Below are 21,338 nucleotides of genomic sequence, written 5' to 3' on the forward strand. Positions count from 1 at the left end.
TGTGTTTTGTGGTCGCCTGATTAAAGGCGTCAAAAATGGACCCAGCCCTGACTGGTTGCAAACCCAACTGCGTGCTATTGGGCTACGTCCCATCAGTTTCCTCGTCGATGTGACCAATTGGTTTACCTATGATTTGAACCGCCCCTTGCACGTCTTTGACGCTGATAAGGTTGCGGGTAATCTGCGCGTCCATCGTGCGGCTGGTGGTGAAACCATCGTGGCATTGGATGACAAGGAATATACCCTGCAAGCGGGGCAGATGGTTATTTCTGACGATAATGGTCCTGAAAGCATCGCAGGCGTAATGGGCGGTGCCGACACTGGCTGCACCGAAGACACCGTGAACGTCTTTGTCGAAAGCGCGTATTGGGACCCTGTCCAAATTGCCTACACAGGGCGCGCATTGAAGATAAATTCAGATGCGCGTTACCGGTTTGAGCGCGGAATTGACCCGTCTTTCACACCCGAAGGATTGGAACATGCAGTGCGCATGATCGTCGATCACGCAGGCGGTGAAGCGTCGCAATTGATCCAAGCTGGTGAAGTGCCCGATACGTCCCGCGCCTATAAACTGGACGCAAAGCGGGTGGTTTCACTCGTTGGTATGGAAATCTCAGAGGCGACACAGCGCACCACACTAACGTCACTTGGTTTTGTGATGAAAGGCGACATGGCCAATGTGCCGTCTTGGCGTCCTGACGTGCAAGGAGAGGCTGATTTGGTCGAAGAAGTCGCGCGCATCGCGTCATTGACCAAGCTTGAAGGCAAGCCATTGCCGCGCATCAATGCAGGCGTGCCACGCCCTATTCTGACGCCAAGCCAATCGCGCCAGCAAGCGGCCCGCCGCACGGCTGCGGCTTTGGGCTATAACGAATGTGTGACCTACAGCTTTATCGATGCGGCAGCGGCCACGCTCTTCGGTGGTGGCGATGATGCGACGATGCTGGAAAACCCGATCAGTTCGGAAATGTCGCATATGCGACCTAACCTGCTGGGTGGTTTGCTGCGTGCAGCAGCCCGCAATCAGGCGCGGGGTTTCATGGATATGGGCCTGTTCGAGGTCGGCGCTGGTTTCCACGGTGGCGAGCCGGGTGAGCAGCATATGTTGGTGTCAGGCGTTCTGATCGGGCGCACGGGGCCAAAGGACGTGCATGGCACATCGCGCCCCGTCGATCTTTATGATGCAAAGGCGGATGCCGAAGCTGTTCTGGCTGCGATCGGTGCACCCGCAAAAGTGCAGATCATGCGCGGCGCTGACGCTTGGTGGCATCCAGGGCGACATGGTAAAATCTGTTTGGGGCCCAAGAAGGTCTTGGCTGTCTTTGGCGAACTGCACCCCAAGGTGTTGCGCGAAATGGACATCAAAGGTCCTGCGGTCGCGTTCACAATTTGGCCTGACGAAGTTCCGATGCCGAAAAACAAGACTGCTACGCGGCCAGCATTGGTCGCAACCGATTTGCAGGCGGTCGAGCGTGACTTTGCCTTTGTCGTAGACGCTGATGTTGAAGCACTGACCTTGGTCAATGCGGCGGCTGGTGCGGACAAAGCACTGATCGCGGATGTGCGCGTCTTTGATGAATTCATTGGTGGGTCGTTGGGCGAAGGCAAGAAGTCGCTCGCGGTCACGGTGCGTTTGCAACCTACCGATGCCACGTTGAAAGACGCCGACATCGAAGCCGTCAGCGGCAAGATCATCGAGAAGGTTACGAAAGCAACAGGTGGCGTGCTGCGCGGATGATTTTGCGGTGTGCCACGTCTGACGATGTGGATGCGTTAACCGCGTGCCTGAAGGCTGCCTATGCGCCATTCCAGCATCTTGATCTGCCATCAGTGGCAGACGGCATTGCCGAGGATTTGGCCAAACTTGATGTTTGGGTCGCTGAATTGGATGGTGTCGTAGTTGGCGGGGTTTTTGCCGAACTTGACGGAAAAGCGCATATCGTGAACCTTGCTGTGCACCCAGACGCAGGTAGTCATGGGATCGGGCGCGCGTTGGTCGATCACGTGATCGAAGCTGCGAAAGCAACAGGGCATGCGGAAATTCACCTAGCAACGCATACTCAAATGACCGCAACGCAAGCGTTTTATCGGAAAAGCGGCTGGACCGAGGTTGGCCATGACGGCAATAAGGTCTATTTTAAGCGACAATTGAACGAAGGAAGCCCAACATGACTTTGAATATCTATCTTTCTGGTGAAATTCACACCGACTGGCGCGATCAGATCACTGCTGGTGCGGCTGGCTTGGATGTTGCGTTTCATAGCCCTGTCACGGATCACGCGGCTTCGGATGACTGCGGTGTAGCGATCATGGGCGAAGAGCCAAAAAAGTTCTGGCATGACAACAAGGGTGCTAACCTGAATGCAATTCGTACGCGGCACGGCATTGCGAATGCTGACATTGTCGTTGTCCGTTTTGGGGATCAATATAAACAGTGGAATGCAGCTTTCGACGCGGGTTATGCCGCTGCATTGGGTAAGTCACTGATCGTGATGCACGGCCCCGATCATCAGCATCCGTTGAAAGAAGTAGATGCCGCAGCGCTTGCCGTTGTGGAAACGCCGCAGCAGGTTGTCGAGATATTGAACTACGTTCTGAATGGAACGCTGCCCTAAATCGCAGTTCACCCCGATTTAGGACGGGTTAGGGATGCTCTTGGCTTTGGCGACGGCCGGCCGGGCATAAAACCGCTCAACATATGCAGGGACGTTCTTAAGGTCATGATAGCCCACGACGTCCTTGGTGCCGTAGAATTCAAGCGCATTTAACCATGGCGCGATGGCCATGTCCGCGATTGAGTACGCGCCAAGGAGCCAGTCTTTGCCTTCCAGTTCTTTGTCTAGAACGGCCAACAATCTGATCGCTTCGTCGCGGTAGCGTTCGCGTGGGCGGGGGTCTTCGATTTGCGATCCTGCAAATTTGTAGAAAAAGCCCATTTGTCCCAGCATTGGCCCAAGGCCGCCCATCTGAAACATAAGCCACTGTGTGATCTTGGCTTTTTCAGCAGCGTTCGAACCTAGGAATTTCCCGGACTTTTCAGCGAGATAAAGCAGGATTGCACCACTTTCGAATAGGCCGATTGGACCGCTTGGTCCGTTGGGGTCAACGATTGCGGGTATCTTGTTGTTTGGGTTCAATGACAGGAACGCATTGCTTTTGACGTCTTCATCCTTGAGCGTGACAAGGTGCGGCTCGTAGGCCAACCCCATCTCTTCAAGAGCGATTGAAACCTTCACGCCGTTAGGTGTGGGATAAGAATAAAGCTGGATCACCGAAGGGTCCTTGGCGGGCCAGCGTGCGGTGATCGGGAAAGTCGATAGATCGGCCATGATGTGCGTGTCCTTTGCAATACTGCGATGGACTGAAGCTAAGGGGAATTTCAGGGAATAAAACCCGTGCGAGAGTTCATGAATATCGGTATGGCTGTGCGCAGTTGCGCAATGGGCGCGAGATCCATGCGTGAAGCTTATAAAAAAGTGGGGACACACATGTTAAACGAATTCAAATCATTTATCGCCAAAGGCAATGTCATGGACATGGCCGTTGGTATCATCATCGGCGCGGCATTCACGGCTATCGTGACGTCATTGGTCGGTGACTTGATCAACCCGATCATCGGACTTGTGTCTGGTGGTGTTGATTTCACAAATAACTACGCCGTTCTTGGCGGCGATGTGCCTGCTGGTGCATCACTCGAAGCAGCCCGCGAAACCGGCGGCTCGATCTTTGCATACGGTGCATTCATCATGGCGATCATCAACTTTCTGATCATCGCATTCGTCGTGTTCATGCTGGTGCGCAGCGTTAACAAGATCAAAGATGCGGCTGCAGCTGAAGAAGTTGCAGCACCAGAAGCGCCAAAAGGTCCAACCGAGTTGGAAGTTCTTTTGGAAATCCGCGACGCGCTGGCCAAACAAGCCTAAGCCTGCATTCGAAGCGCTGACCTGCCGCAATTGGCAGGTCAGCGTTTTTTTATTCGCGCAGTGCAAGTGCCGGTGACAACACATCGATGCCCAGCGCCATACCGACCGCATAGTAGGTCAGTTTGCCTGCATGAACGTTCAAACCGTTCAAAAGATGCGGATCATCTTCGCAGGCCTGCCGCCATCCTTTATTCGCCAACGCCAGCATGAATGGCATCGTCGCATTGCCAAGCGCGATTGTAGATGTCCGCGCCACGGCACCCGGCATGTTTGCCACGCAGTAGTGCATGATCCCGTCCACGTCATAGATAGGATCTTGGTGGGTTGTCGCCTTTGAGGTTTCAAAACACCCGCCTTGATCGATCGCGACATCCACGAGTGCCGCACCGGGCTTGAGTTCGGACAGTTGCGCCCGAGAGATGAGCTTGGGGGCCGCCGCACCGGGGATCAGGACTGCACCGATGATCAAATCTGCTTCGCGCGCCAATTCGATTGTGTTGCCTGCACTTGCATAGCTGTTCTTGAACTGCCCGCCAAAGACATCGTCCAAGTAGCGCAGGCGCGGCAAGGATCGGTCCAAAACGGTCACATCCGCGCCCATGCCTGCCGCGATCTTGGCGGCATGTGTGCCGACGACGCCGCCGCCGATCACTAGAACGCGCGCAGGTCCAACACCTGGCACGCCGCCCATCAGAACACCGCGTCCGCCATTGGCTTTCTGCAAAGTCCAAGCGCCGACTTGTGGGGCCAACCGGCCAGCAACCTCTGACATGGGTGCCAGCAACGGCAAGCCGCCACGATCATCGGTGACGGTCTCGTAGGCGATGCAGGTTGCGCCGGATTCCATCAGGTCTTTGGTCTGTTCGGGGTCAGGTGCAAGGTGCAGGTAGGTGAACAAAATCTGACCTTCGCGCAGCATTTTACGTTCAATTGGCTGCGGTTCTTTCACTTTTACAACCATTTCGGCCACTGCAAAGACTTCGGCCGCTGTGCCGACGATCTGTGCGCCTGCTGCGATATAGTCTTCGTCTAGAAAGCCCGCACCATTGCCGGCGTTTGTCTCGACTGTGACGGTGTGGCCGCTATTCACGGCTTCATGCGCTGCGTTCGGCGTCAGGCCAACGCGAAATTCCTGTGGTTTGATCTCTTTTGGGCATCCAATATGCATGACCGTGTCCTCCCTATTTCTACGTGGACTATTCTGCTTTCCAGCCGCAAGTACATGGATGTTTTTCTTGGTATCTGACGATAATTCCAGTAAATTCGTGCTCGTAAAGCCTAAAAATTAGAAGGATCGTGTGCAAAATGAAAATCGACAGTATTGATCGCCGAATCCTGCAAGTGCTGCAAAAAAAAGGCCGCATGTCCAACGCAGAGCTGTCTGAAACGGCCAATCTTTCGGCCTCGGCCTGTCATCGCCGCGTACAAAGGTTAGAGAAAGAGGGGTTCATTCGTGATTATGTTGCGCTGTTGGATCCGCGCAAAGTCGGTCGCCCGACGACTGTATTCGTCGAGATCACATTGAGCGGTCAGGCAGACGAGGTGCTGGATGCCTTTGAAAAAGCAGTCGCACGCGTGCCGGATGTATTAGAATGCCACTTGATGGCAGGGTCTGCGGATTATCTGCTAAAGGTTGTTGCGGGTGACACAGAGGATTTCGCACGTATTCACCGGCGTTATTTGGCGACTTTGCCCGGAGTTGCGCAGATGCAGTCCTCGTTCGCATTACGCACTGTGCGACAAACAACTGCCTTGCCGGTTTGACGCCGGTTTTCGGCGGTTAATTGCGCATTTTTCTATTTCTGATGGCCGCCTCAATTTGGGCGCAATATTAACTTCGACTAAAGCCTGATGCCGTAGAGTCACGAGCACAATGCTGGATCGGAGAAGAAATGGCTTACGTTTTATCGAGCGGGTCCAACTACAGCGCGTTGAAGTGGGGCGACGATCAATTGGGGTCGGATGGCGGTCGCGTGACGTGGTCGTTGTCCCTGACTGGTCTAACCTATGGCGCGGGCTTTACCGATGCGCAGTTCATCTATGCAGCGCAAGCCGCGTTCAACACATGGGAAAGCTATACCACGCTTGATTTCGAGTTTGCCCAAGGCGATGCCGATATCGATGTGCGAACAACGACTTTGTCAGGGTCCACCGTAGGGCTTGCGACATATTTTTTCGGAAGAGGACCGATCACTGACAATGGCGTCTCTATTGTGACCTCTGCGACTGTTGATATGGATCTGGAGGCAACGTGGTCGCCATTTGGCGAACGTGGCCTGCTCAGCTATTACGCGGTGCTTTTGCATGAAATTGGGCATGCGATTGGTTTGGGTCATGTGGATCAGGACGACGGGCCTGAATATAGAGATCAAATCATGAACACGCCGATCAGCGCAGATGATCTTGGCGGGGGCGATATTGCAGGAGCGCAGATCTTATATGGCGATCCTAACTGGACTGATGGTGCCAATACTGACGATTTGTCCGGCGAAACAAGGGGGCTCACTTTGCGGCTTCTTGGCGGAGACGATGTTCTAACGGCGACAAATTTCGCGGACACGATCTATGGCGGTGCGGGCGGTGACACGGTGAATGCAGGCGGCGGTGCCGACATCATTATTGATGTGCTGGGCGCAAATACGTTGAACGGGGATAACGGGAATGACGTGATCATTGCTGGAGGCCGTACAACAGCTTCGGGTGGTTCAGGGGACGACATCGTTTTAGGTGGCTCCGGCAATGACAATCTAAGTGGTGACGGCAATCCCGGTGGTGTTGACGGGAATGATACGCTTGTTGGCGATCCAACAACCGGATTTTTCTATGGTGACGATGTTCTGACGCCGGGCGGCGGGGATGATTTCATCGAAGGCGGTGGCGGCGCGGATACATTTGTGTTCGGCCCCGGACAGGGCATCAACACGATTGCGGCATTGAACGTTGATCTTACTGACCCAGGTGCGACACAGGCCATTGGGGTGGATTTTGAAAGTGGTATTGATGTGATCCAGCTCATTGGTTTTGACACCGCCGTACGCGACAATCCGTTCAGTTTTGTGCAAGACTTCAATGATGGCTCTGGCATGATGGCCCGTTTTATAGCCGAAGGAACAACAATCGTGTTTTTCGGATTGACGCAATCCAACCTGACAGAGAGCGACTTTCTGATATGATTAAAACCGCTCACGGCATCCGCGTAGCACATAGTCGCGCGTTTTCTTTTATAATGATCGCGATACTTTGTTCGACAATTTCGGCTTGTGGCGGCGGTGGCGGTGGCGCGTCAACTGGCGGCGGTGGAAATGCCGGCGGGGCGCCCCCTGATGTCGAGGGCATTGATGGCAGCGGTCCCACAAACAATACCTATACCGAATTCGAGGAAACCACGGCAGGTAGGACCTCGGTGTTTACAACCGTTGCAATAAACAATGAGCGCGCCACCGCGCCGACAATAGTGGGCACTTTCGATCACGCCACGGGTGTTGTTTCGAACGGTGAATTGGCGGGCAGTTTCGAAGGGCAACAACGTACTACCCTTACTCTTTCCGTTCCTCTTTCTAGCACGGTAACGCTGACCAACCTTGCCGGAACCGAATACGTTCGTTTTTTCCAAACCAGCGGAACGGGTGACGACATATTCGGTGTTGTGGGCCAAACCACATTCTTAGACGATCTGCCGACCGATGGCTCGTCCCGTTATACAGGCGTTGTCGTAATGGAGGTTAATACCGAAGGCCGGTATGCCTTGACGGGTTCTGCCATAATTACGGCCAACTGGGGCAGTGGCGTCAATGCGGAGTTCAACAACTTGTCTGGCACATTCAATGAGGGGCCACAGCAGAACGTCCCTGGCGTGATCAACATTTTGGGCGCTCGTTTTGAAGGGACAACTTTTGTGGGCGACAACGTCACGCTGACGGGACAGATTTTTGAAAGCTCAGGTCCCGTTGATGGTTCCATGGAAGGGCAGGTTTATGGGCGCAACGCGGATGAAATCGGCGGTATATTTACGTTAGAGTCAGATGCGGACGACCTGAATATCAGCGCTGTTTTCGCTGCTGAATAACGCGACCTAGTCTTTGGTTTCTTCGCCGTCTTCAGGCAGTAACCCGTAAGGTTTGGCAAGGTTCCAGACGTGATCTGGCACCATATTCTTGATCTTTGCAGGTTCTTCGCGGCGCAGGTGGAGGATCGTTTCAGCGGCTTTCATTTCGACCCGTGCGCGTGCGAACTCTAGTCCGCGCGGTCCCACGCGCGGCATCAGCCACGCCATGATCCCACGTAACCAATGAGGCATGCGTCGCAGTGGCAGGCCGCCGGCTGCAAGTTTGGTGTTCTCGATAAAGCCCTTTACCGCACCAGCGCGTTTGCCGCGTGAACCGGGGGTGGCCAAAGAGACCTCGGTGCCCAACCCATCCAACATCTCTTGGCCGCGTGCATTGCGCACTATCAACCATTGTTCCCCTTCGCCTGCCATGTACCCGACTGTGATGTCAGCCAGCCGATTGGTATAATCGATGCAGGTCCGACAGGTGACAGGAAAGAAATCTGCGGGCAGGTCGGACAAGGGCAATTTCAAGAACGGAATCAAGCGTTGTGAACCATCGGTAAAGCGCAATTCAACATGATAGTCCGCGCGGAATTCCAGATAAGTCACCGTTTCAGGCGCATCGGTTAGCCGTGCGAGAAAGCTGTGAAAATTCTCTGTGGTTGTGTTGTCCGAACACGGTGTACCAATCACATAAATCCGCTCGAAACCCAAGGACGCCTCAAGGGCGCGCAACGCATAAACCTGACAAGGGATGCCGATGACCGCAATGCGTTTGTGGCCCGCCGCCGCCGCCGGTTCCAGCAATGCGAGCAATGGCGCATATCCCATACGCATGCCGCGGGCTTCGGACATATCGGCCGCATTTGTGATGATTGCCGGTTGTGGTCGCCATCGGTCGCTGGGGTCTGGCACCATTGTCAAAACCGCATCGATTTTGCCACATTCGAGCAGTTGTTCTGCCAGTCGCGTGGTCAATCCTGTCCATTGCGCACCCGCACGGGCTGGCGTCAGCGCCGCACGGTACATTGCGTGCGAAACGCCAAAGAACCGTGCGTCGCCGATGTCTTTGGCCGCTTGACCGTGCACGCGTGTTTCTAGGGTCGGATAGTCGGGCTTGATGAATTGGCAGGCTTTGCCGCAGGCCGACGGGTCCTGCATCCGTGACACACCGCAATCAGTACAAAGCCCACGCGGGGCGGGATCGCGAAATGTCGGTGTTGTTGTCATGGCGCTACCCTACTGCGGCAGGCCAAACTGTCTAGTTTGATTTACATACCGATGCGCAAAATACACCACTGCGCGTGCATCTGTCGCATCTGACAGCGCCCCCTTTCCCTTGGGCTGGACACGCGGTAAAGGGGCGCATCTTTTACAAGGAGCCAGCCAAATGGGCTATAGAATCGCCATCGTCGGCGCCACAGGCAATGTGGGCCGTGAAATGCTGAACATCCTCGCCGAGCGGGAATTCCCCGTCGCCGAGATTGCCGTACTTGCCAGCCGTAAATCGCTGGGCACCGAAGTCAGCTTTGGCGATAAAACCTTGAAGACCAAAGACCTTGATACGTTCGATTTCACGGGTTGGGATATGGCGCTGTTTGCCGTGGGTTCCGATGCCACAAAAATTTACGCGCCAAAGGCTGCCAAGGCCGGTTGCGTCGTGATCGATAACTCTTCGCTTTACCGTTACGATCCTGATGTGCCGCTGATCGTGCCCGAAGTGAACCCGCAAGCCGTGCACGGGTATTCCAAAAAGAACATCATCGCGAACCCGAACTGTTCCACTGCGCAGATGGTTGTCGCGCTTAAGCCGTTGCATGATCGTGCCACGATCAAGCGTGTTGTCGTCAGCACATACCAGTCTGTATCAGGCGCTGGCAAAGGCGGCATTGATGAGCTGTGGGACCAGACAAAGTCGATCTATAACCCGACCGACAGCAAGCCGCCGCGTCAGTTTACCAAGCAGATCGCATTTAACGTGATCCCGCACATCGATGTGTTCTTGGACAGTGGCGAGACCAAAGAAGAATGGAAAATGGTCGCCGAGACCAAAAAGATTGTTGATCCCAAGATCAAGGTCACGGCCACATGTGTGCGTGTGCCGGTTTTTGTTGGCCACTCGGAGGCGATCAACATCGAGTTCGAGGAATTTTTGGACGAGGACGAAGCCCGCGACATCCTGCGTGAAGCACCCGGTATAATGGTCATCGATAAGCGTGAAGACGGCGGCTACGTCACCCCGATCGAATGCGTTGGTGATTTTGCGACATTCATCAGCCGCATCCGTCAGGACAGCACGATCGACAACGGTTTGAACCTGTGGTGCGTGTCCGACAACTTGCGCAAGGGTGCTGCCTTGAATGCAGTACAGATTGCTGAACTGTTGGGTCGCGAGTGCTTGAAAAAGGGTTAAGCCTTTTGCGTTATTATTAGAAAGGGCGTCCTGCGGGGCGCCCTTTTTCGTTTGCGGCGAATTATTTCCCATGACCACCAAGGATCATTCCCTGTCATCCGTCAAACTAAGTATATTCAACTTATGAACATCGCAGGAGGCCGCATATGTTTCGCCCACTTCTTTCAACCAGCATGCTTGTTTTGGCATGCCCCGGTTTCGCCGACACATTCACCGCAGACGCGCGTGTCGATTTGGTCACGATCTATCCCGGGCTTGCGACTGTAACCCGGCTGATCACATTGGATTTGCCCGCAGGTCAGCACGACATCATCGTGCCGGGCTTGCCGGAGGGATTGTCGCCACAAGGTCTGCGGGTATCTGCGCCCTCTGGAACGCAGATCGGTGCCGTGAACCTTGCCAATGATCGCTTGCCTGTCACGCCAGATCAAACAGCACCAGAGATCGTAGCCGCGAAAGCAGAGGTGGAACGTCTGGAAGCTGTCTTGCGGGACAGTGACGCCGCAATCGCCGCAATCCGTTTGCGCGTTGCCGCCGCTGATGCGCAAATCACGTTCTTGCAGAACCTTGCACAGGGGCGTGCGAGTGATGCCCTCACGCAAGGCGCAATTGCCGACATTCAAGCGCTTGCGCAGATGGTTGGTTCCGAAACGCTAGCTGCGCGCCAAACGGCTTTTGATGCTGAACAAGAGGCGAAAGCCGCGGAACGTGCCCGTCAGGATGACCTCGATGCGTTGAAAGATGCGAAGCAGGCGCTTGCCGCATTGATGGTTCCCGATCAGGATGGATCAGTGCTGACGTTCACTTTGAACGCAGCGGAAGCGGGTGCATATACGGTCGACATCAGCAGTCTTGAGGGCTTTGCCAATTGGTCGCCCGTCTACGACATGCGCCTAACGACGGGGGACGCAGCCGCCTTGGACATCGACCGTGCTGTCGTAATCAGCCAGCAATCAGGCCAAGACTGGAACGATGTGCAATTGGTTCTGTCAACCGCGCGTCCGGGTGAGCAAACCGCCCCAAGCGAGGTCTGGCCACAGCCACGCCGGATTATTTCCAAAGATGATCTGGAGCGTGAACGCGGTGTGGATTTGTTATCTGCTGACGCGCAGAGCTTTGCGCGATCTGGCGCAGTGATGATGGAAGAAGCGATGCCCGCACCTATGGCGGTAACCGCGCAAGCTGACTTTAGCGGTGCAACGGTGACCTACACCTATCCGGGTCGTGTGACGATCCGAAACGGTGTCGATGATCTGCGGCTGGCGTTGGATACCATTAGCCTTGAGGCGGATGTCTGGGCCGAGGCGGTGCCAAGCCGTGATAGCATCGCCTACCGGATGGCCGAGTTTACCAATTCGACCGACGAAGTCCTGTTGCCCGGACAAGCGTTGTTGTTTGCGGATGGTACGATGATAGGCTTTGACCAGATGCCATTGCTGGCCGCTGGTGCGGATCAAAACATGGGTTTCGGCCCACTTGATGGGTTGCGCCTGACACGCGCAACGCCTGCCAAGTCGGAAGGTGGCGTCGGTGTTTTTACCAGTGCTAATCAGTTGACCGAACAGGTTGTAATGACTGTTGATAATCTAACCGGCCAAGACTGGTCTGTGCTGGTGCGTGAAGCGTTTTCCTACACAGAACAAGAAGACCTAGAAGTTGATTTCACAGCCAGCCCGTCGTTTACCCGACTTAACCCCGAGGGCCGCCGTGGTATCTTGGAGTGGGATCTGGAACTGGACGCAGGTGCCAAGCAAGAGATTGTCTTGGACTACAACCTGACTTGGCCCAGCGATTATGTTTTGCGGTAAGGTGGATAGATATCCACCTTACTTTACGCATCACATATTGGGGTAATTCGGGCCGTCGCCACCTTGTGGAACTGTCCACGTGATGTTCTGGCTTGGGTCTTTGATATCGCAGGTCTTGCAGTGGACGCAGTTCTGGAAATTGATCTGGAACTTCGTCTCTGCGCCTTCCCCCACGAATTCATAAACGCCAGCAGGGCAATAGCGCGCTGACGGACCTGCGTACTTGGCTAGGTTCACACTAACCGGCACATCGGGGTCGGTCAGATGAAGATGCGCAGGCTGGCTTTCTTCATGGTTGGTAAAGCTGAAAGACACATTCGTCAGGCGGTCGAATGACAATGTGCCGTCGGGCTTGGGGTAGCTGATTTCTTTGTGTTTGCTGGCGGCTTCGGTTGCATCGGCGTCGGATTTACCGTGCGATAGCGTCCCTAGAACGCCAATTCCAAAGGTGTTCATCCACATATCCATGCCGCCTATACCAAGCGAGGCAAGCAGGCCGTATTTGGACCAAAGCGGCTTAACATTGCGCACTTTCTTCAGATCATCGCCGATCTCGCCTTTGCGAACCGCATCATCATAACCTTGTAGCAAATCGCCGCTGCGATCGGCCTTGATTGCGTCATGTGCGGCTTCTGCGGCAGCGATGCCGGATAGCATAGCGTTATGGTTACCTTTGATGCGCGGAACGTTGACCATGCCTGCCGCACAGCCCAGCAGCGCGCCGCCCGGGAATTCAAGCTGCGGCATGGATTGGAAACCGCCCTCGGAAATTGCGCGCGCGCCGTAAGCTACGCGTTTGCCGCCTTTGAGAAGTTCCGCCACCATCGGATGGTGCTTGAACTGCTGGAATTCCATGTAAGGGAACACATGCGGGTTTTTGTAGTTCAGGTGAACCACAAAGCCTACGTAAACCTGATTGTTCTCAAGGTGGTAGATGAATGATCCGCCGCCTGCTTTGCTTTCCAAAGGCCAGCCCATCGTGTGGGTCACAGTGCCTTCACGGTGTTTTTCTGGGTCGATTTCCCAGATTTCCTTCATGCCAAGGCCGTATTTTTGCACGTCCGAATTTGCAGCGAGATCGTATTTCGCGATCACTTGCTTGGACAGCGATCCGCGCACGCCTTCGCCCAAGAAGACGTACTTGCCGTGCAGTTCCATGCCCGGTTCATAGGATGGGCCGTGCGTGCCGTCGGCATTCTTGCCGAATTCGCCCGCGACGACGCCTTTGACTTCGCCGTTTTCGCCGTAGACCAGCTCGGAACACGCCATGCCCGGGAAAATCTCGACGCCCATTTCTTCGGCTTGTTCGGCCATCCAGCGGCAGACGTTGCCCATGGAAACAATGTAGTTGCCGTGGTTGTTCATCAGGGGTGGCATCAACATGTTTGGAATACGCAACTGTCCTGCTTCGCCCAGCATGTAGAAATTATCTTCTTTGACAGGCACGTTCAGCGGTGCGCCTTTTTCTTTCCAGTCAGGGATTAGTTTGTTCAAACCGACCGGATCAAGGACAGCGCCTGACAAGATATGCGCGCCAACTTCAGAACCTTTTTCAAGGACCACGACATTCAGGTCCGCGTCTAATTGTTTCAGCCGGATTGCGGCGGATAGACCGGCAGGACCTGCGCCAACGATGACAACATCGTATTCCATTGCTTCGCGTTCAATCTCGGCCATTGATCAATCCTTTAAACTCTTGGGCGCTTGCCCTTTTATTTATCATCGGCCACGGTTACCTCAAGGGCAATCACGGGGCAATCAGGACACGACGTCAAATCTGCTTGACGCGACACCAAATCGCGCCAATGCCTTGACTCTGAGCGTCCAAGATAGGCTATGAACGTTCGATTGACACTTTTTGCCCCGGGAGGGGACGTACCATGGAAAAGATACCACTGACACGCGCTGGTTTTGACAAACTTGATGCAGAACTCAAGCACCTGAAATCGGTGGAACGCCCGGCGATTATTCGTGCGATTTCCGAAGCGCGCGAGCATGGCGACTTGTCAGAGAATGCGGAATACCATTCTGCCAAGGAAAAGCAGTCCTTCATCGAAGGCCGCGTGAAAGAGCTTGAGGGCGTTATTTCGCTGGCCGATGTCATTGATGTCGCCAAGCTTTCGGGCACCATCAAGTTTGGTGCACGCGTCACATTGGTTGACGAAGACACGGATGAGGAAAAGACCTATCAGATCGTCGGTGAATACGAGGCGGACATTGAAAGCGGCAAGTTGAATATGAAATCGCCCTTGTCGCGCGCCTTGATTGGCAAGGACGAAGGCGACAGTATCGAAGTGCGGACTCCGGGTGGCGTACGCAGTTACGAAGTTTTAGCGATTAACTTTAAGTAGAAAGCGCGTGATCTATGGCGCATCAGCCCAATAGAGCAACGACACAAACCGCAGACAGCCTGACCAAAGGTGAGGTAATCGCTTGCGCTGTTGCTGTTGGTTGGCTGGTCGCCGTCGGTTTATTCTTTTGGATGCTTCCGTCATCTGAAGTCTCAAGTGGCACAGATGCAAATTTGCGATGGGTCATGATGCTGATCGCGGTTTTCATGCCTGTTGCTTTGATGTGGGTCGCGGCAGTTGCTGCGCGTTCGGCGCGTGTTGTGCGCGAAGAATCGTTCCGCATTCAAACGGCAATTGATGGCTTGCGCCAAATGCAAATGGCGCAGCAAGCGTTGCAGTCAGCACCCGAACCATCTGTTGAAAAGCAATTAGTTGAGTTTGCGCAAAGCACCATGAACACCGAAAATGCGGCTTCTGGCTTTGCATCACGCCGCGAAGTTTCGCGGTTGATTGTCCCCCGCGCAGCCCCTCAGGTCCCAGTCGATCAGCCCGCATTGGAACTGGGCACGACGTCCGAGGAAATGAATCCGCCGCTGGAACGTTTGGACCTTATTCAGGCGCTCAATTTCCCCAATGATGAACATGACACCGACGGGTTTTCCGCGTTGCGCCGTGCCTTGCGCGACCGCAGTGCCCGCCGTTTGGTGCAAGCCAGCCAAGATGTGCTGACCCTGTTGTCACAGGACGGCATTTACATGGATGACCTGCGCCCTGATCCGATCAGTGCTGAATACTGGCGCCGTTTTGCAGGCGGTGAACGCGGCAAGGAAATGGACCGTTTGGGCGGCGTGCGCGATCGTTCTTCTTTGGCTTTGACCGCTGGGCGCATGCGCGAGGACACGATTTTCCGCGATGCCGTGCACCATTTCCTGCGCCGCTACGACGAGATGCTCGTGACCTTTGAGGAAAGCGCCACCGACACGGATTTGCTGCAACTGGCAGAGACCCGCACGTCGCGCGCGTTCATGCTTTTGGCGCGCACCACAGGGACATTTGATTAACCCGCATGTGGGATATTTTTCTTCAAACATTGCCGTTCTTTATGCTTATTGCTTTGGGGTATGGGTCGGGCCGCACAGGGTTCTTTTCACCCGAGGCGACGGCCTATCTGACCAAATTCGTTTTCTACTTTGCCCTGTCCGCGATGCTGTTCCGGTTTTCCGCGAACTTGTCACTTGCCGAGATTTTTGACTGGCAGTTTTTCTGGGCTTATTTAAGTGCTTCGACGGTTATCTACGTTTTTGCCACGCTGGTCGCCTTGCGCCGCCGTGCGCCCGTAACCGAAGCTGCCGTCGAAGCCCAATGTGCAGTGATCGGCAATGTCGGTTTCTTGGGCATTCCAATGTTGGTTTTGCTACTGGGCGAAGGGGCAGTTGGCCCCGTGATGATGGTTCTCGCTATTGATCTGATCGTCTTTGGCAGCTTGATCGTGATCCTAATCACCGGATCGCGCGATGGGCGCATGTCCCCCAAGGTTTTGTGGACGGTGGCCGTTGGCTTGATTAAAAACCCGATGATCGTGTCGATCACACTTGGTTTGCTGGTTTCCGCTGGCAACTATCCTATTCCTGTTCCGGTGAATGATTTTCTGACATTGCTTGGCGCTGCGGCCACACCTGGTGCGCTGTTTGCAATCGGTGCATCGCTGGCCAGTAAGTCGGCCGAACGTCTGGCTATCGCGGGCTGGTTGTCTTTTTGTAAATTGATCCTTCACCCGGCGGCTGTCGCAATCGCCGCACTGTTCCTGTTTGACGTTGATCCATACGCCGCTGGCGTGATGATCGCCGCTGCGTCACTGCCCGTCGCGGGCAATGTGTATATCCTTGCTCAGCACTATGGCGTGGCCCCCACGCGGGTGTCCGCGTCGATCCTGATGTCCACAGCGGCCAGCGTCGTGACAGTGTCCTTGGTCATTGCATGGGTGACAACCTTCTGAACCTGCGCTAGCCCTTATTGAAACGAAAGGGTCTGCACATGAAAACCATCTCTGAAAATCGCTGCTTTGGGGGCACCCAAGGCGTCTATTCACACACCTCAGCGGCGTGTGCCTGTGACATGACATTCGGCCTATTTTTGCCAGCAGAGGCGGCAGATGGCCCCGTGCCAGTGTTGTGGTTTCTTTCGGGCCTGACCTGCACCCATGAAAACGCAATGGTGAAGGCGGGCGCACAAGCTTGGGCCGCAGAGCAGGGGATCGCGCTGGTTTTCCCTGATACATCACCGCGCGGTGAAGGCGTGCCGAATGACGAGGCCTATGACCTTGGCCAAGGTGCGGGTTTCTACATCGATGCAACCGTGGCCCCGTGGGATCAGCATTTCAAAATGTGGACCTATGTCGCCGAAGAATTGCCTGCATTGCTAGCAGAAAACTTTGCCCTTGATATGGATCGCCAGTCGATGACCGGCCATTCGATGGGCGGTCACGGTGCATTAACTTTTGCGATGGCGTTGCCCGGGCGTTTCCGGTCCGTGTCCGCCTTTGCGCCGATTTGTCACCCGACCAAAAGTGATTGGGGTCGTAAACAATTCACCGCATATTGGGGGCCCGAGGAAAATTGGGGTCCGCATGATGCGACGCTATTGATGCAAGGCGAAGGCTTTGACGGTCCGGTGTTGATTGATACCGGTACCGATGATCAGTTCGGCGATTTACTGGGGACAGAACATCTTGCGCAAGCCATGGCGGAAAAGCGTCAAGAGGGGCAGATCAGGCTGCAAAAGGGCTATGATCATTCGTATTTCTTTATTGCGACGTTTATCGAAGACCACATCAGTTTCCACGCAGAGGCGCTTTACGCATGATCTACGTCGACGCGGATGCCTGTCCGGTCAAATCAGAGGTCGAACGCGTTGGCACTCGTCATAAGCTAAAGATGTTTGTGGTTTCGAACGGCGGAATTCGTCCGTCGCAGAACCCTTTGGTTGAAACCGTTGTCGTGCCTGACGGCCCTGATATTGCCGATATCTGGATCGCGGACCGCGCCACTAAAGGCGATGTCGTGATTACGGGTGATATTCCGCTGGCTGCGCGTTGTATTGAGAATGGCGCGCTGGTCCTTAAACATAACGGTGAGGCGCTAACGACAGCGAATATCGGAAATGTCCTTGCCACACGTGACCTGATGACGGACATGCGCGCGGCTGATCCGTTTCGCCAAGGCGGCGGCAAACCCTTTAGCAAAGCGGACCGCGCGCGGTTTCTTGACGGGTTGGAACGTGCTGTGCGCGCGGCGGCACGTCCTTGATACAGCTTTCGCCAGCAAAATTGGGCGCGCTTTGTGCTGCGGTTTCGGTTATTTTCTTTTCGATCAATGACGTTGCTATCAAATTCCTTAGCGGCGGCTATGCCCTGCATCAGGTTGTGCTGATCCGGTCGGTGATTGGCTTGGTGATTATTATGGTCCTGATCGCGCCTCTGACAAACGGTTGGGCCATCGCCCGCACCAAGCGTTTGCCAATGCATATGCTGCGCGGGCTTTGTGTGGTCTTTGCCAACATGACTTTCTTTCTGGGTCTTGCTGCAATGCCGCTGGCAGATGCAGTTGCGATCTTTTTCGTCAGCCCCTTGGTAATTACGATCTTTTCGGTCGTGTTTTTGGGTGAGTTGGTGGGTCCACGGCGCTGGGCCGCGATTGCGGTCGGATTTGTGGGCGCGTTGATTATGATGCGCCCCGGGACGACGGCGTTTCAATTGGCCTCGCTTTTGCCGCTGGCAGCGGCGTTTTGCTATGCGGGTATTCACATCATCACACGCAGGATTGGGGGAACGGAATCCGCAGCAACGATGGCATTCTACATCCAGATCATTTTTATCGTCGTGTGTCTTGCGATGGGCCTTGCGGTCGGTGACGGGCGGTTTGGCGATCAGACGGACCCGTCCTTGGTCTTTCTTTTGCGCGCATGGAGCTGGCCGTTGGTGGCGGACTATCCCGTTTTCTTAATCATCGGCGTTGGCATCGCCATTGGTGGCTACCTTATTTCCCAAGCCTACCGTGTGTCAGAGGCATCATATGTCGCCCCTTTTGAATATCTTGCCCTGCCAATGTCGGTTGCCTGGGGCATGATGTTTTTCGCGGAATTTCCCGATGGATGGGACTATTTTGGTATGTCTCTCATCCTTGGCGCGGGCATGTTCACGATTTGGCGGGATGCACAGACCAAGCCTGACGCTTTACAGCGCCCCTTGCGGCGTTAGTCTGACTTGAACCAAAGCAGGAGCCATTATGCCAGACGTCAAAGCCGTCGTACTCGACATCGGAAATGTCCTTATCGAATGGCAGCCAGAGCGGTTCTTTGACAGCGTGATCGGCGAAGAACGCCGCCGCGCAATGTTCGCCGCTATCGACCTGCACGGTATCAATGATGAGGTGGACCGCGGCGGCAACTTTCGTGACACGATTTATGCCGCTGCAGACGCAAACCCTGAATGGCGGACCGAAGTGCACATATGGCACGACCGTTGGATTGAAATGGCAGCACCCGCGATTGATCATTCGGTCCGGTTACTGCGCGCATTGCGCGATGCGGGTGTGCCGGTCTTTACGCTCACGAATTTTGGCATCCAGACCTTTGAGATCGCAGAGCCTGTCTATCCTTTCTTGGGCGAATTCGACCGCCGTTATATTTCGGGGCATATGGGTGTCATCAAACCGGACGCTGAAATCTACAGCCAAGTCGAGGATGACTGTGGGATCGCCCCCGCTGGTCTGCTTTTTGCTGATGACCGCATCGACAACATCAATATGGCCGCCGCCCGTGGCTGGCAGACGCATTTGTTTGAAGGACCGCAGGCTTGGGCAGATAGGCTGGTGGCGGAAGGATTGCTGAGCAAGGAGACCGCGCAATGACTGTCATGATCCCGTTTGAAGAGGGGCAAAAGAACCTTGACTGGTTGGCCCTAACGGATGCCTTGGCTGCGGGCCATAACGGACCAAAGGCGGATGTGGCGGATGTGTTTTTGTACGAAGGCAACAATACGCTGCTGAACCGGTCTGCATGGATTGCGGGGTTAGGGCTGGCTGTGAAATGCGCCACGATTTTCCCGGGCAATAAAGCAGACGGAAAGCCGATGATTGGCGGCGCTGTGAACCTGTTCTCAGGCAAGGATGGCGCGCTCGAGGCGATCTTGGATTTTCATCTGGTGACCAAGTGGAAGACAGCGGGCGACAGTCTTTTGGCCGCACGCCGCTTGGCACGGCCTGATAGCCGCAACATCTTGATTGTCGGTGCAGGGACGGTCGGTCATTCTTTGCACGAGGCGTATAGCGCTGCTTTTCCTGATGCGTCGTTCACGGTTTGGAACCGAACACCTGCCGGCGCAGAGGCTTTTAAGGCGGCTTTTCCGGATATAACGATTGCAGAGGATCTTGAGAGCGCGGTGCGGCAAGCTGACATCGTGACCTCTGCCACTATGTCGACTGATCCACTGCTTATGGGCCGTTGGTTTCAACCTGGCCAGCACATTGATCTGATTGGGGCATACCGCCCTGATATGCGCGAAGTCGATGATCTTGCCCTGGGCCGCGCCCGCGTGTTCGTCGATAGTCGTAAAACGACGATTGGTCATATCGGAGAGTTAAAGATCCCTATTGCCTCTGGCGCGTTCAGCGAAAGTGATGTCGTCGCGGATTATTATGAGCTGGATCAGTTTGTGCGCAAGGCTGCGGATGACATCACGCTGTTCAAAAATGGTGGCGGTGCACATCTTGATCTGATGACAAGCCGCTACATACTGGAAGCTTGGCGCGGTTAACTGTAGATACGGTTCAGTCCTTGCAAATGAGAAGGCGACGTTGTGGATTTGGTGTTAGCTATTTTTGGCTTGTTTTGGGTGGCGCTGTTGGTGGTTTGGCCATTCTATGTCGAACGCCGCAGGACAGCGATTGGCCCAACTGAACGGCATGGTGCTGAGGGCGAATTTGCGCCCCTTTCGCAAGGTGTTACGCATTACCGTTGGGGCGGTCCTGTCCGCGGTCCGGTCGCGGTTGTTGTGCATGGAATAGCAAGTCCTCTGACCTCAATGGAGGCGGTCGCCAAGGGCCTTGGCGACATCGGCTACCGCGTTTTGATGTATGACCTTTATGGACGCGGTCTTTCTGATGCGCCCAAAGGCCCGCAGAATCGCGCTTTTTTCCTGCGCCAGCTATCCGATCTTGCGGCCTACCATGGCCTACGCGAGGATATCACGGTTGTCGGCTATTCGATGGGCGGCAGCATCGCGACCGCTTTTGCCGCGGAAAATCCGCATTGCATCAAGCAAGTCATGTTAATTGCAAGCTCCGGCGTTGTGATGAATGAAAGTTGGTTTGCACGTTTTTGTAGGCGGGTGCCGCTGCTGGGTGACTGGGTGCACGGTATGTTTGCGGAATGGCGGATCAAACGCGCGATCCCTGCGCGTGGCCAGACCAAGGACATTGAAAAAGTCCTGCGTGCGCAGCGACGCGAGCTAACACGGCGGGGGTATTTGCCGTCACTCTTGGCAAGCAGACGCGGGATTTTAGCCGAGGTACAAGAAGAAGAGCATCGCCAATTGGGTCGCAAAGGCATCCCCGTGATTGCGGTTTGGGCCGGAGCAGACAAAGTCATTCCGCTTCAGGCGATTGGACGGCTTGCCGAATGGAACCGCGAAGCACACCAAGAGGTCGTCAATCATGCGGACCACGCGTTGCCTTATACCCACGGCGAACAGCTAACCGTGGCACTTCGTGCGGCAATGCATGACTGATCGTTCCCTTAGGTTTCAGGAAATGGCACGCAATTAATGACTGTCCAAGAGGCCTATCTTTCCGCTGTGGC

22 protein-coding genes are annotated in these 21,338 nt (G+C 54.9%); 18 read left to right on the forward strand and 4 right to left on the reverse strand.

Annotation, left to right across the window (positions count from 1 at the left end; all coding sequences use genetic code 11):
• From pheT to QZ197_RS06735, 3 genes are all read left to right on the forward strand, one after another.
• Positions 1-1,738: phenylalanine--tRNA ligase subunit beta (gene pheT, locus QZ197_RS06725; RefSeq protein WP_296431112.1), on the forward strand; the 1,738-nt coding region annotated here is incomplete at its 5' end.
• Positions 1,735-2,172 (forward strand): GNAT family N-acetyltransferase, encoded by a 438-nt coding sequence (locus QZ197_RS06730; RefSeq protein WP_296431113.1) that lies wholly within the window; start codon positions 1,735-1,737, stop codon positions 2,170-2,172. The genes pheT and QZ197_RS06730, both read left to right, overlap by 4 nt.
• Positions 2,169-2,615 (forward strand): YtoQ family protein, encoded by a 447-nt coding sequence (locus tag QZ197_RS06735; RefSeq protein ID WP_272146132.1) that lies wholly within the window; start codon positions 2,169-2,171, stop codon positions 2,613-2,615. Before QZ197_RS06730 ends, QZ197_RS06735 begins: the two co-directional genes overlap by 4 nt.
• A gap of 18 nt (positions 2,616-2,633) precedes the next feature.
• On the opposite strand, the gene QZ197_RS06740 is transcribed toward QZ197_RS06735, so the two are convergent.
• Positions 2,634-3,329: a glutathione S-transferase N-terminal domain-containing protein gene (locus QZ197_RS06740; protein ID WP_272146130.1), complete on the reverse strand. Its 696-nt coding sequence runs from the start codon at positions 3,327-3,329 to the stop codon at positions 2,634-2,636.
• A gap of 159 nt (positions 3,330-3,488) precedes the next feature.
• Between QZ197_RS06740 and mscL the strand changes: the two genes are divergently transcribed.
• Positions 3,489-3,923, forward strand: a complete 435-nt coding sequence (gene mscL, locus QZ197_RS06745) for a large conductance mechanosensitive channel protein MscL (protein ID WP_296431114.1) — start codon at positions 3,489-3,491, stop codon at positions 3,921-3,923.
• Positions 3,924-3,972: 49 nt separating this feature from the next.
• Here the strand turns inward: mscL and ald are convergent, their stop codons facing one another.
• Positions 3,973-5,091, reverse strand: coding sequence for an alanine dehydrogenase (ald, locus tag QZ197_RS06750; protein ID WP_272146128.1), 1,119 nt, complete (start codon positions 5,089-5,091; stop codon positions 3,973-3,975).
• A 137-nt stretch (positions 5,092-5,228) separates the two neighbouring features.
• On the opposite strand from ald, the gene QZ197_RS06755 reads away from it, so the two are divergent.
• From QZ197_RS06755 to QZ197_RS06765, 3 genes are all read left to right on the forward strand, one after another.
• Complete coding sequence (locus QZ197_RS06755; protein ID WP_272146126.1) at positions 5,229-5,687, forward strand: Lrp/AsnC family transcriptional regulator; 459 nt, start codon at positions 5,229-5,231, stop codon at positions 5,685-5,687.
• Positions 5,688-5,815: 128 nt separating this feature from the next.
• Positions 5,816-7,096 carry a matrixin family metalloprotease gene (locus QZ197_RS06760; RefSeq protein WP_296431115.1) on the forward strand — a complete coding sequence of 427 codons (1,281 nt, stop codon included), beginning with the start codon at positions 5,816-5,818 and terminating at the stop codon, positions 7,094-7,096.
• A 230-nt stretch (positions 7,097-7,326) separates the two neighbouring features.
• Complete coding sequence (locus QZ197_RS06765; RefSeq protein WP_296431116.1) at positions 7,327-7,989, forward strand: transferrin-binding protein-like solute binding protein; 663 nt, start codon at positions 7,327-7,329, stop codon at positions 7,987-7,989.
• A 6-nt stretch (positions 7,990-7,995) separates the two neighbouring features.
• Here QZ197_RS06765 and QZ197_RS06770 read toward each other — a convergent pair whose 3' ends face one another.
• Positions 7,996-9,201 carry a Coenzyme F420 hydrogenase/dehydrogenase, beta subunit C-terminal domain gene (locus QZ197_RS06770; RefSeq protein ID WP_296431117.1) on the reverse strand — a complete coding sequence of 402 codons (1,206 nt, stop codon included), beginning with the start codon at positions 9,199-9,201 and terminating at the stop codon, positions 7,996-7,998.
• A gap of 160 nt (positions 9,202-9,361) precedes the next feature.
• Here QZ197_RS06770 and QZ197_RS06775 point away from each other — a divergent pair, with 160 nt between their 5' ends.
• Together QZ197_RS06775 and QZ197_RS06780 are read left to right on the forward strand one after the other, a co-directional pair.
• A complete protein-coding gene (locus QZ197_RS06775) occupies positions 9,362-10,384 on the forward strand; it encodes an aspartate-semialdehyde dehydrogenase (protein WP_272146117.1) in 1,023 nt (340 codons plus the stop codon).
• Between the two features lie 146 nt (positions 10,385-10,530).
• Entirely contained in the window at positions 10,531-12,192 is a 1,662-nt protein-coding gene (locus QZ197_RS06780) for a DUF4139 domain-containing protein (RefSeq protein ID WP_296431118.1), read from the forward strand.
• A gap of 30 nt (positions 12,193-12,222) precedes the next feature.
• Here the strand turns inward: QZ197_RS06780 and QZ197_RS06785 are convergent, their stop codons facing one another.
• Positions 12,223-13,869 (reverse strand): electron transfer flavoprotein-ubiquinone oxidoreductase, encoded by a 1,647-nt coding sequence (locus QZ197_RS06785; protein ID WP_272146114.1) that lies wholly within the window; start codon positions 13,867-13,869, stop codon positions 12,223-12,225.
• A 203-nt stretch (positions 13,870-14,072) separates the two neighbouring features.
• On the opposite strand from QZ197_RS06785, the gene greA reads away from it, so the two are divergent.
• From greA to QZ197_RS06830, 9 genes are read left to right on the forward strand one after another with little or no spacing between them, the layout of a single operon-like run.
• Positions 14,073-14,543, forward strand: a complete 471-nt coding sequence (gene greA / locus QZ197_RS06790) for a transcription elongation factor GreA (RefSeq protein ID WP_272146112.1) — start codon at positions 14,073-14,075, stop codon at positions 14,541-14,543.
• A 14-nt stretch (positions 14,544-14,557) separates the two neighbouring features.
• The gene (locus QZ197_RS06795; RefSeq protein ID WP_272146110.1) at positions 14,558-15,544 is read left to right on the forward strand and encodes a hypothetical protein; all 987 of its coding nucleotides are present in this window, start codon (positions 14,558-14,560) and stop codon (positions 15,542-15,544) included.
• 5 nt (positions 15,545-15,549) lie between these two features.
• Complete coding sequence (locus QZ197_RS06800; protein ID WP_272146108.1) at positions 15,550-16,479, forward strand: AEC family transporter; 930 nt, start codon at positions 15,550-15,552, stop codon at positions 16,477-16,479.
• Positions 16,480-16,517: 38 nt separating this feature from the next.
• Positions 16,518-17,345, forward strand: coding sequence for an S-formylglutathione hydrolase (gene fghA, locus QZ197_RS06805; protein WP_296431119.1), 828 nt, complete (start codon positions 16,518-16,520; stop codon positions 17,343-17,345).
• On the forward strand, positions 17,342-17,788 hold the full coding sequence (locus tag QZ197_RS06810) for a YaiI/YqxD family protein (protein WP_272146104.1): 447 nt from the start codon (positions 17,342-17,344) through the stop codon (positions 17,786-17,788). The genes fghA and QZ197_RS06810 overlap by 4 nt, the downstream gene beginning before the upstream one ends.
• The gene (locus QZ197_RS06815; protein WP_296431120.1) at positions 17,785-18,738 is read left to right on the forward strand and encodes a DMT family transporter; all 954 of its coding nucleotides are present in this window, start codon (positions 17,785-17,787) and stop codon (positions 18,736-18,738) included. Before QZ197_RS06810 ends, QZ197_RS06815 begins: the two co-directional genes overlap by 4 nt.
• 28 nt (positions 18,739-18,766) lie before the next feature.
• Positions 18,767-19,390, forward strand: coding sequence for an HAD family phosphatase (locus tag QZ197_RS06820; RefSeq protein ID WP_272146100.1), 624 nt, complete (start codon positions 18,767-18,769; stop codon positions 19,388-19,390).
• Entirely contained in the window at positions 19,387-20,295 is a 909-nt protein-coding gene (locus QZ197_RS06825) for an ornithine cyclodeaminase (protein WP_272146098.1), read from the forward strand. The genes QZ197_RS06820 and QZ197_RS06825 overlap by 4 nt, the downstream gene beginning before the upstream one ends.
• Positions 20,296-20,346: 51 nt before the next feature.
• Positions 20,347-21,267, forward strand: a complete 921-nt coding sequence (locus QZ197_RS06830; RefSeq protein WP_296431122.1) for an alpha/beta fold hydrolase — start codon at positions 20,347-20,349, stop codon at positions 21,265-21,267.
• Positions 21,268-21,338: the final 71 nt, after the last annotated feature.

This window comes from Yoonia sp. (assembly GCF_017854415.1).
Taxonomy (GTDB): Bacteria; Pseudomonadota; Alphaproteobacteria; order Rhodobacterales; family Rhodobacteraceae; genus Yoonia.

Coding starts and splice junctions, on each gene's coding strand:
- QZ197_RS06730 (WP_296431113.1), top strand. CDS start 1,735: ATGATTTTGCGGTGTGCCACGTCTGACGATGTGGATGCGTTAACCGCG.
- QZ197_RS06735 (WP_272146132.1), top strand. CDS start 2,169: ATGACTTTGAATATCTATCTTTCTGGTGAAATTCACACCGACTGGCGC.
- QZ197_RS06740 (WP_272146130.1), bottom strand. CDS start 3,329: ATGGCCGATCTATCGACTTTCCCGATCACCGCACGCTGGCCCGCCAAG.
- mscL (WP_296431114.1), top strand. CDS start 3,489: ATGTTAAACGAATTCAAATCATTTATCGCCAAAGGCAATGTCATGGAC.
- ald (WP_272146128.1), bottom strand. CDS start 5,091: ATGCATATTGGATGCCCAAAAGAGATCAAACCACAGGAATTTCGCGTT.
- QZ197_RS06755 (WP_272146126.1), top strand. CDS start 5,229: ATGAAAATCGACAGTATTGATCGCCGAATCCTGCAAGTGCTGCAAAAA.
- QZ197_RS06760 (WP_296431115.1), top strand. CDS start 5,816: ATGGCTTACGTTTTATCGAGCGGGTCCAACTACAGCGCGTTGAAGTGG.
- QZ197_RS06770 (WP_296431117.1), bottom strand. CDS start 9,201: ATGACAACAACACCGACATTTCGCGATCCCGCCCCGCGTGGGCTTTGT.
- QZ197_RS06775 (WP_272146117.1), top strand. CDS start 9,362: ATGGGCTATAGAATCGCCATCGTCGGCGCCACAGGCAATGTGGGCCGT.
- QZ197_RS06780 (WP_296431118.1), top strand. CDS start 10,531: ATGTTTCGCCCACTTCTTTCAACCAGCATGCTTGTTTTGGCATGCCCC.
- QZ197_RS06785 (WP_272146114.1), bottom strand. CDS start 13,869: ATGGCCGAGATTGAACGCGAAGCAATGGAATACGATGTTGTCATCGTT.
- greA (WP_272146112.1), top strand. CDS start 14,073: ATGGAAAAGATACCACTGACACGCGCTGGTTTTGACAAACTTGATGCA.
- QZ197_RS06795 (WP_272146110.1), top strand. CDS start 14,558: ATGGCGCATCAGCCCAATAGAGCAACGACACAAACCGCAGACAGCCTG.
- QZ197_RS06800 (WP_272146108.1), top strand. CDS start 15,550: ATGTGGGATATTTTTCTTCAAACATTGCCGTTCTTTATGCTTATTGCT.
- fghA (WP_296431119.1), top strand. CDS start 16,518: ATGAAAACCATCTCTGAAAATCGCTGCTTTGGGGGCACCCAAGGCGTC.
- QZ197_RS06810 (WP_272146104.1), top strand. CDS start 17,342: ATGATCTACGTCGACGCGGATGCCTGTCCGGTCAAATCAGAGGTCGAA.
- QZ197_RS06820 (WP_272146100.1), top strand. CDS start 18,767: ATGCCAGACGTCAAAGCCGTCGTACTCGACATCGGAAATGTCCTTATC.
- QZ197_RS06825 (WP_272146098.1), top strand. CDS start 19,387: ATGACTGTCATGATCCCGTTTGAAGAGGGGCAAAAGAACCTTGACTGG.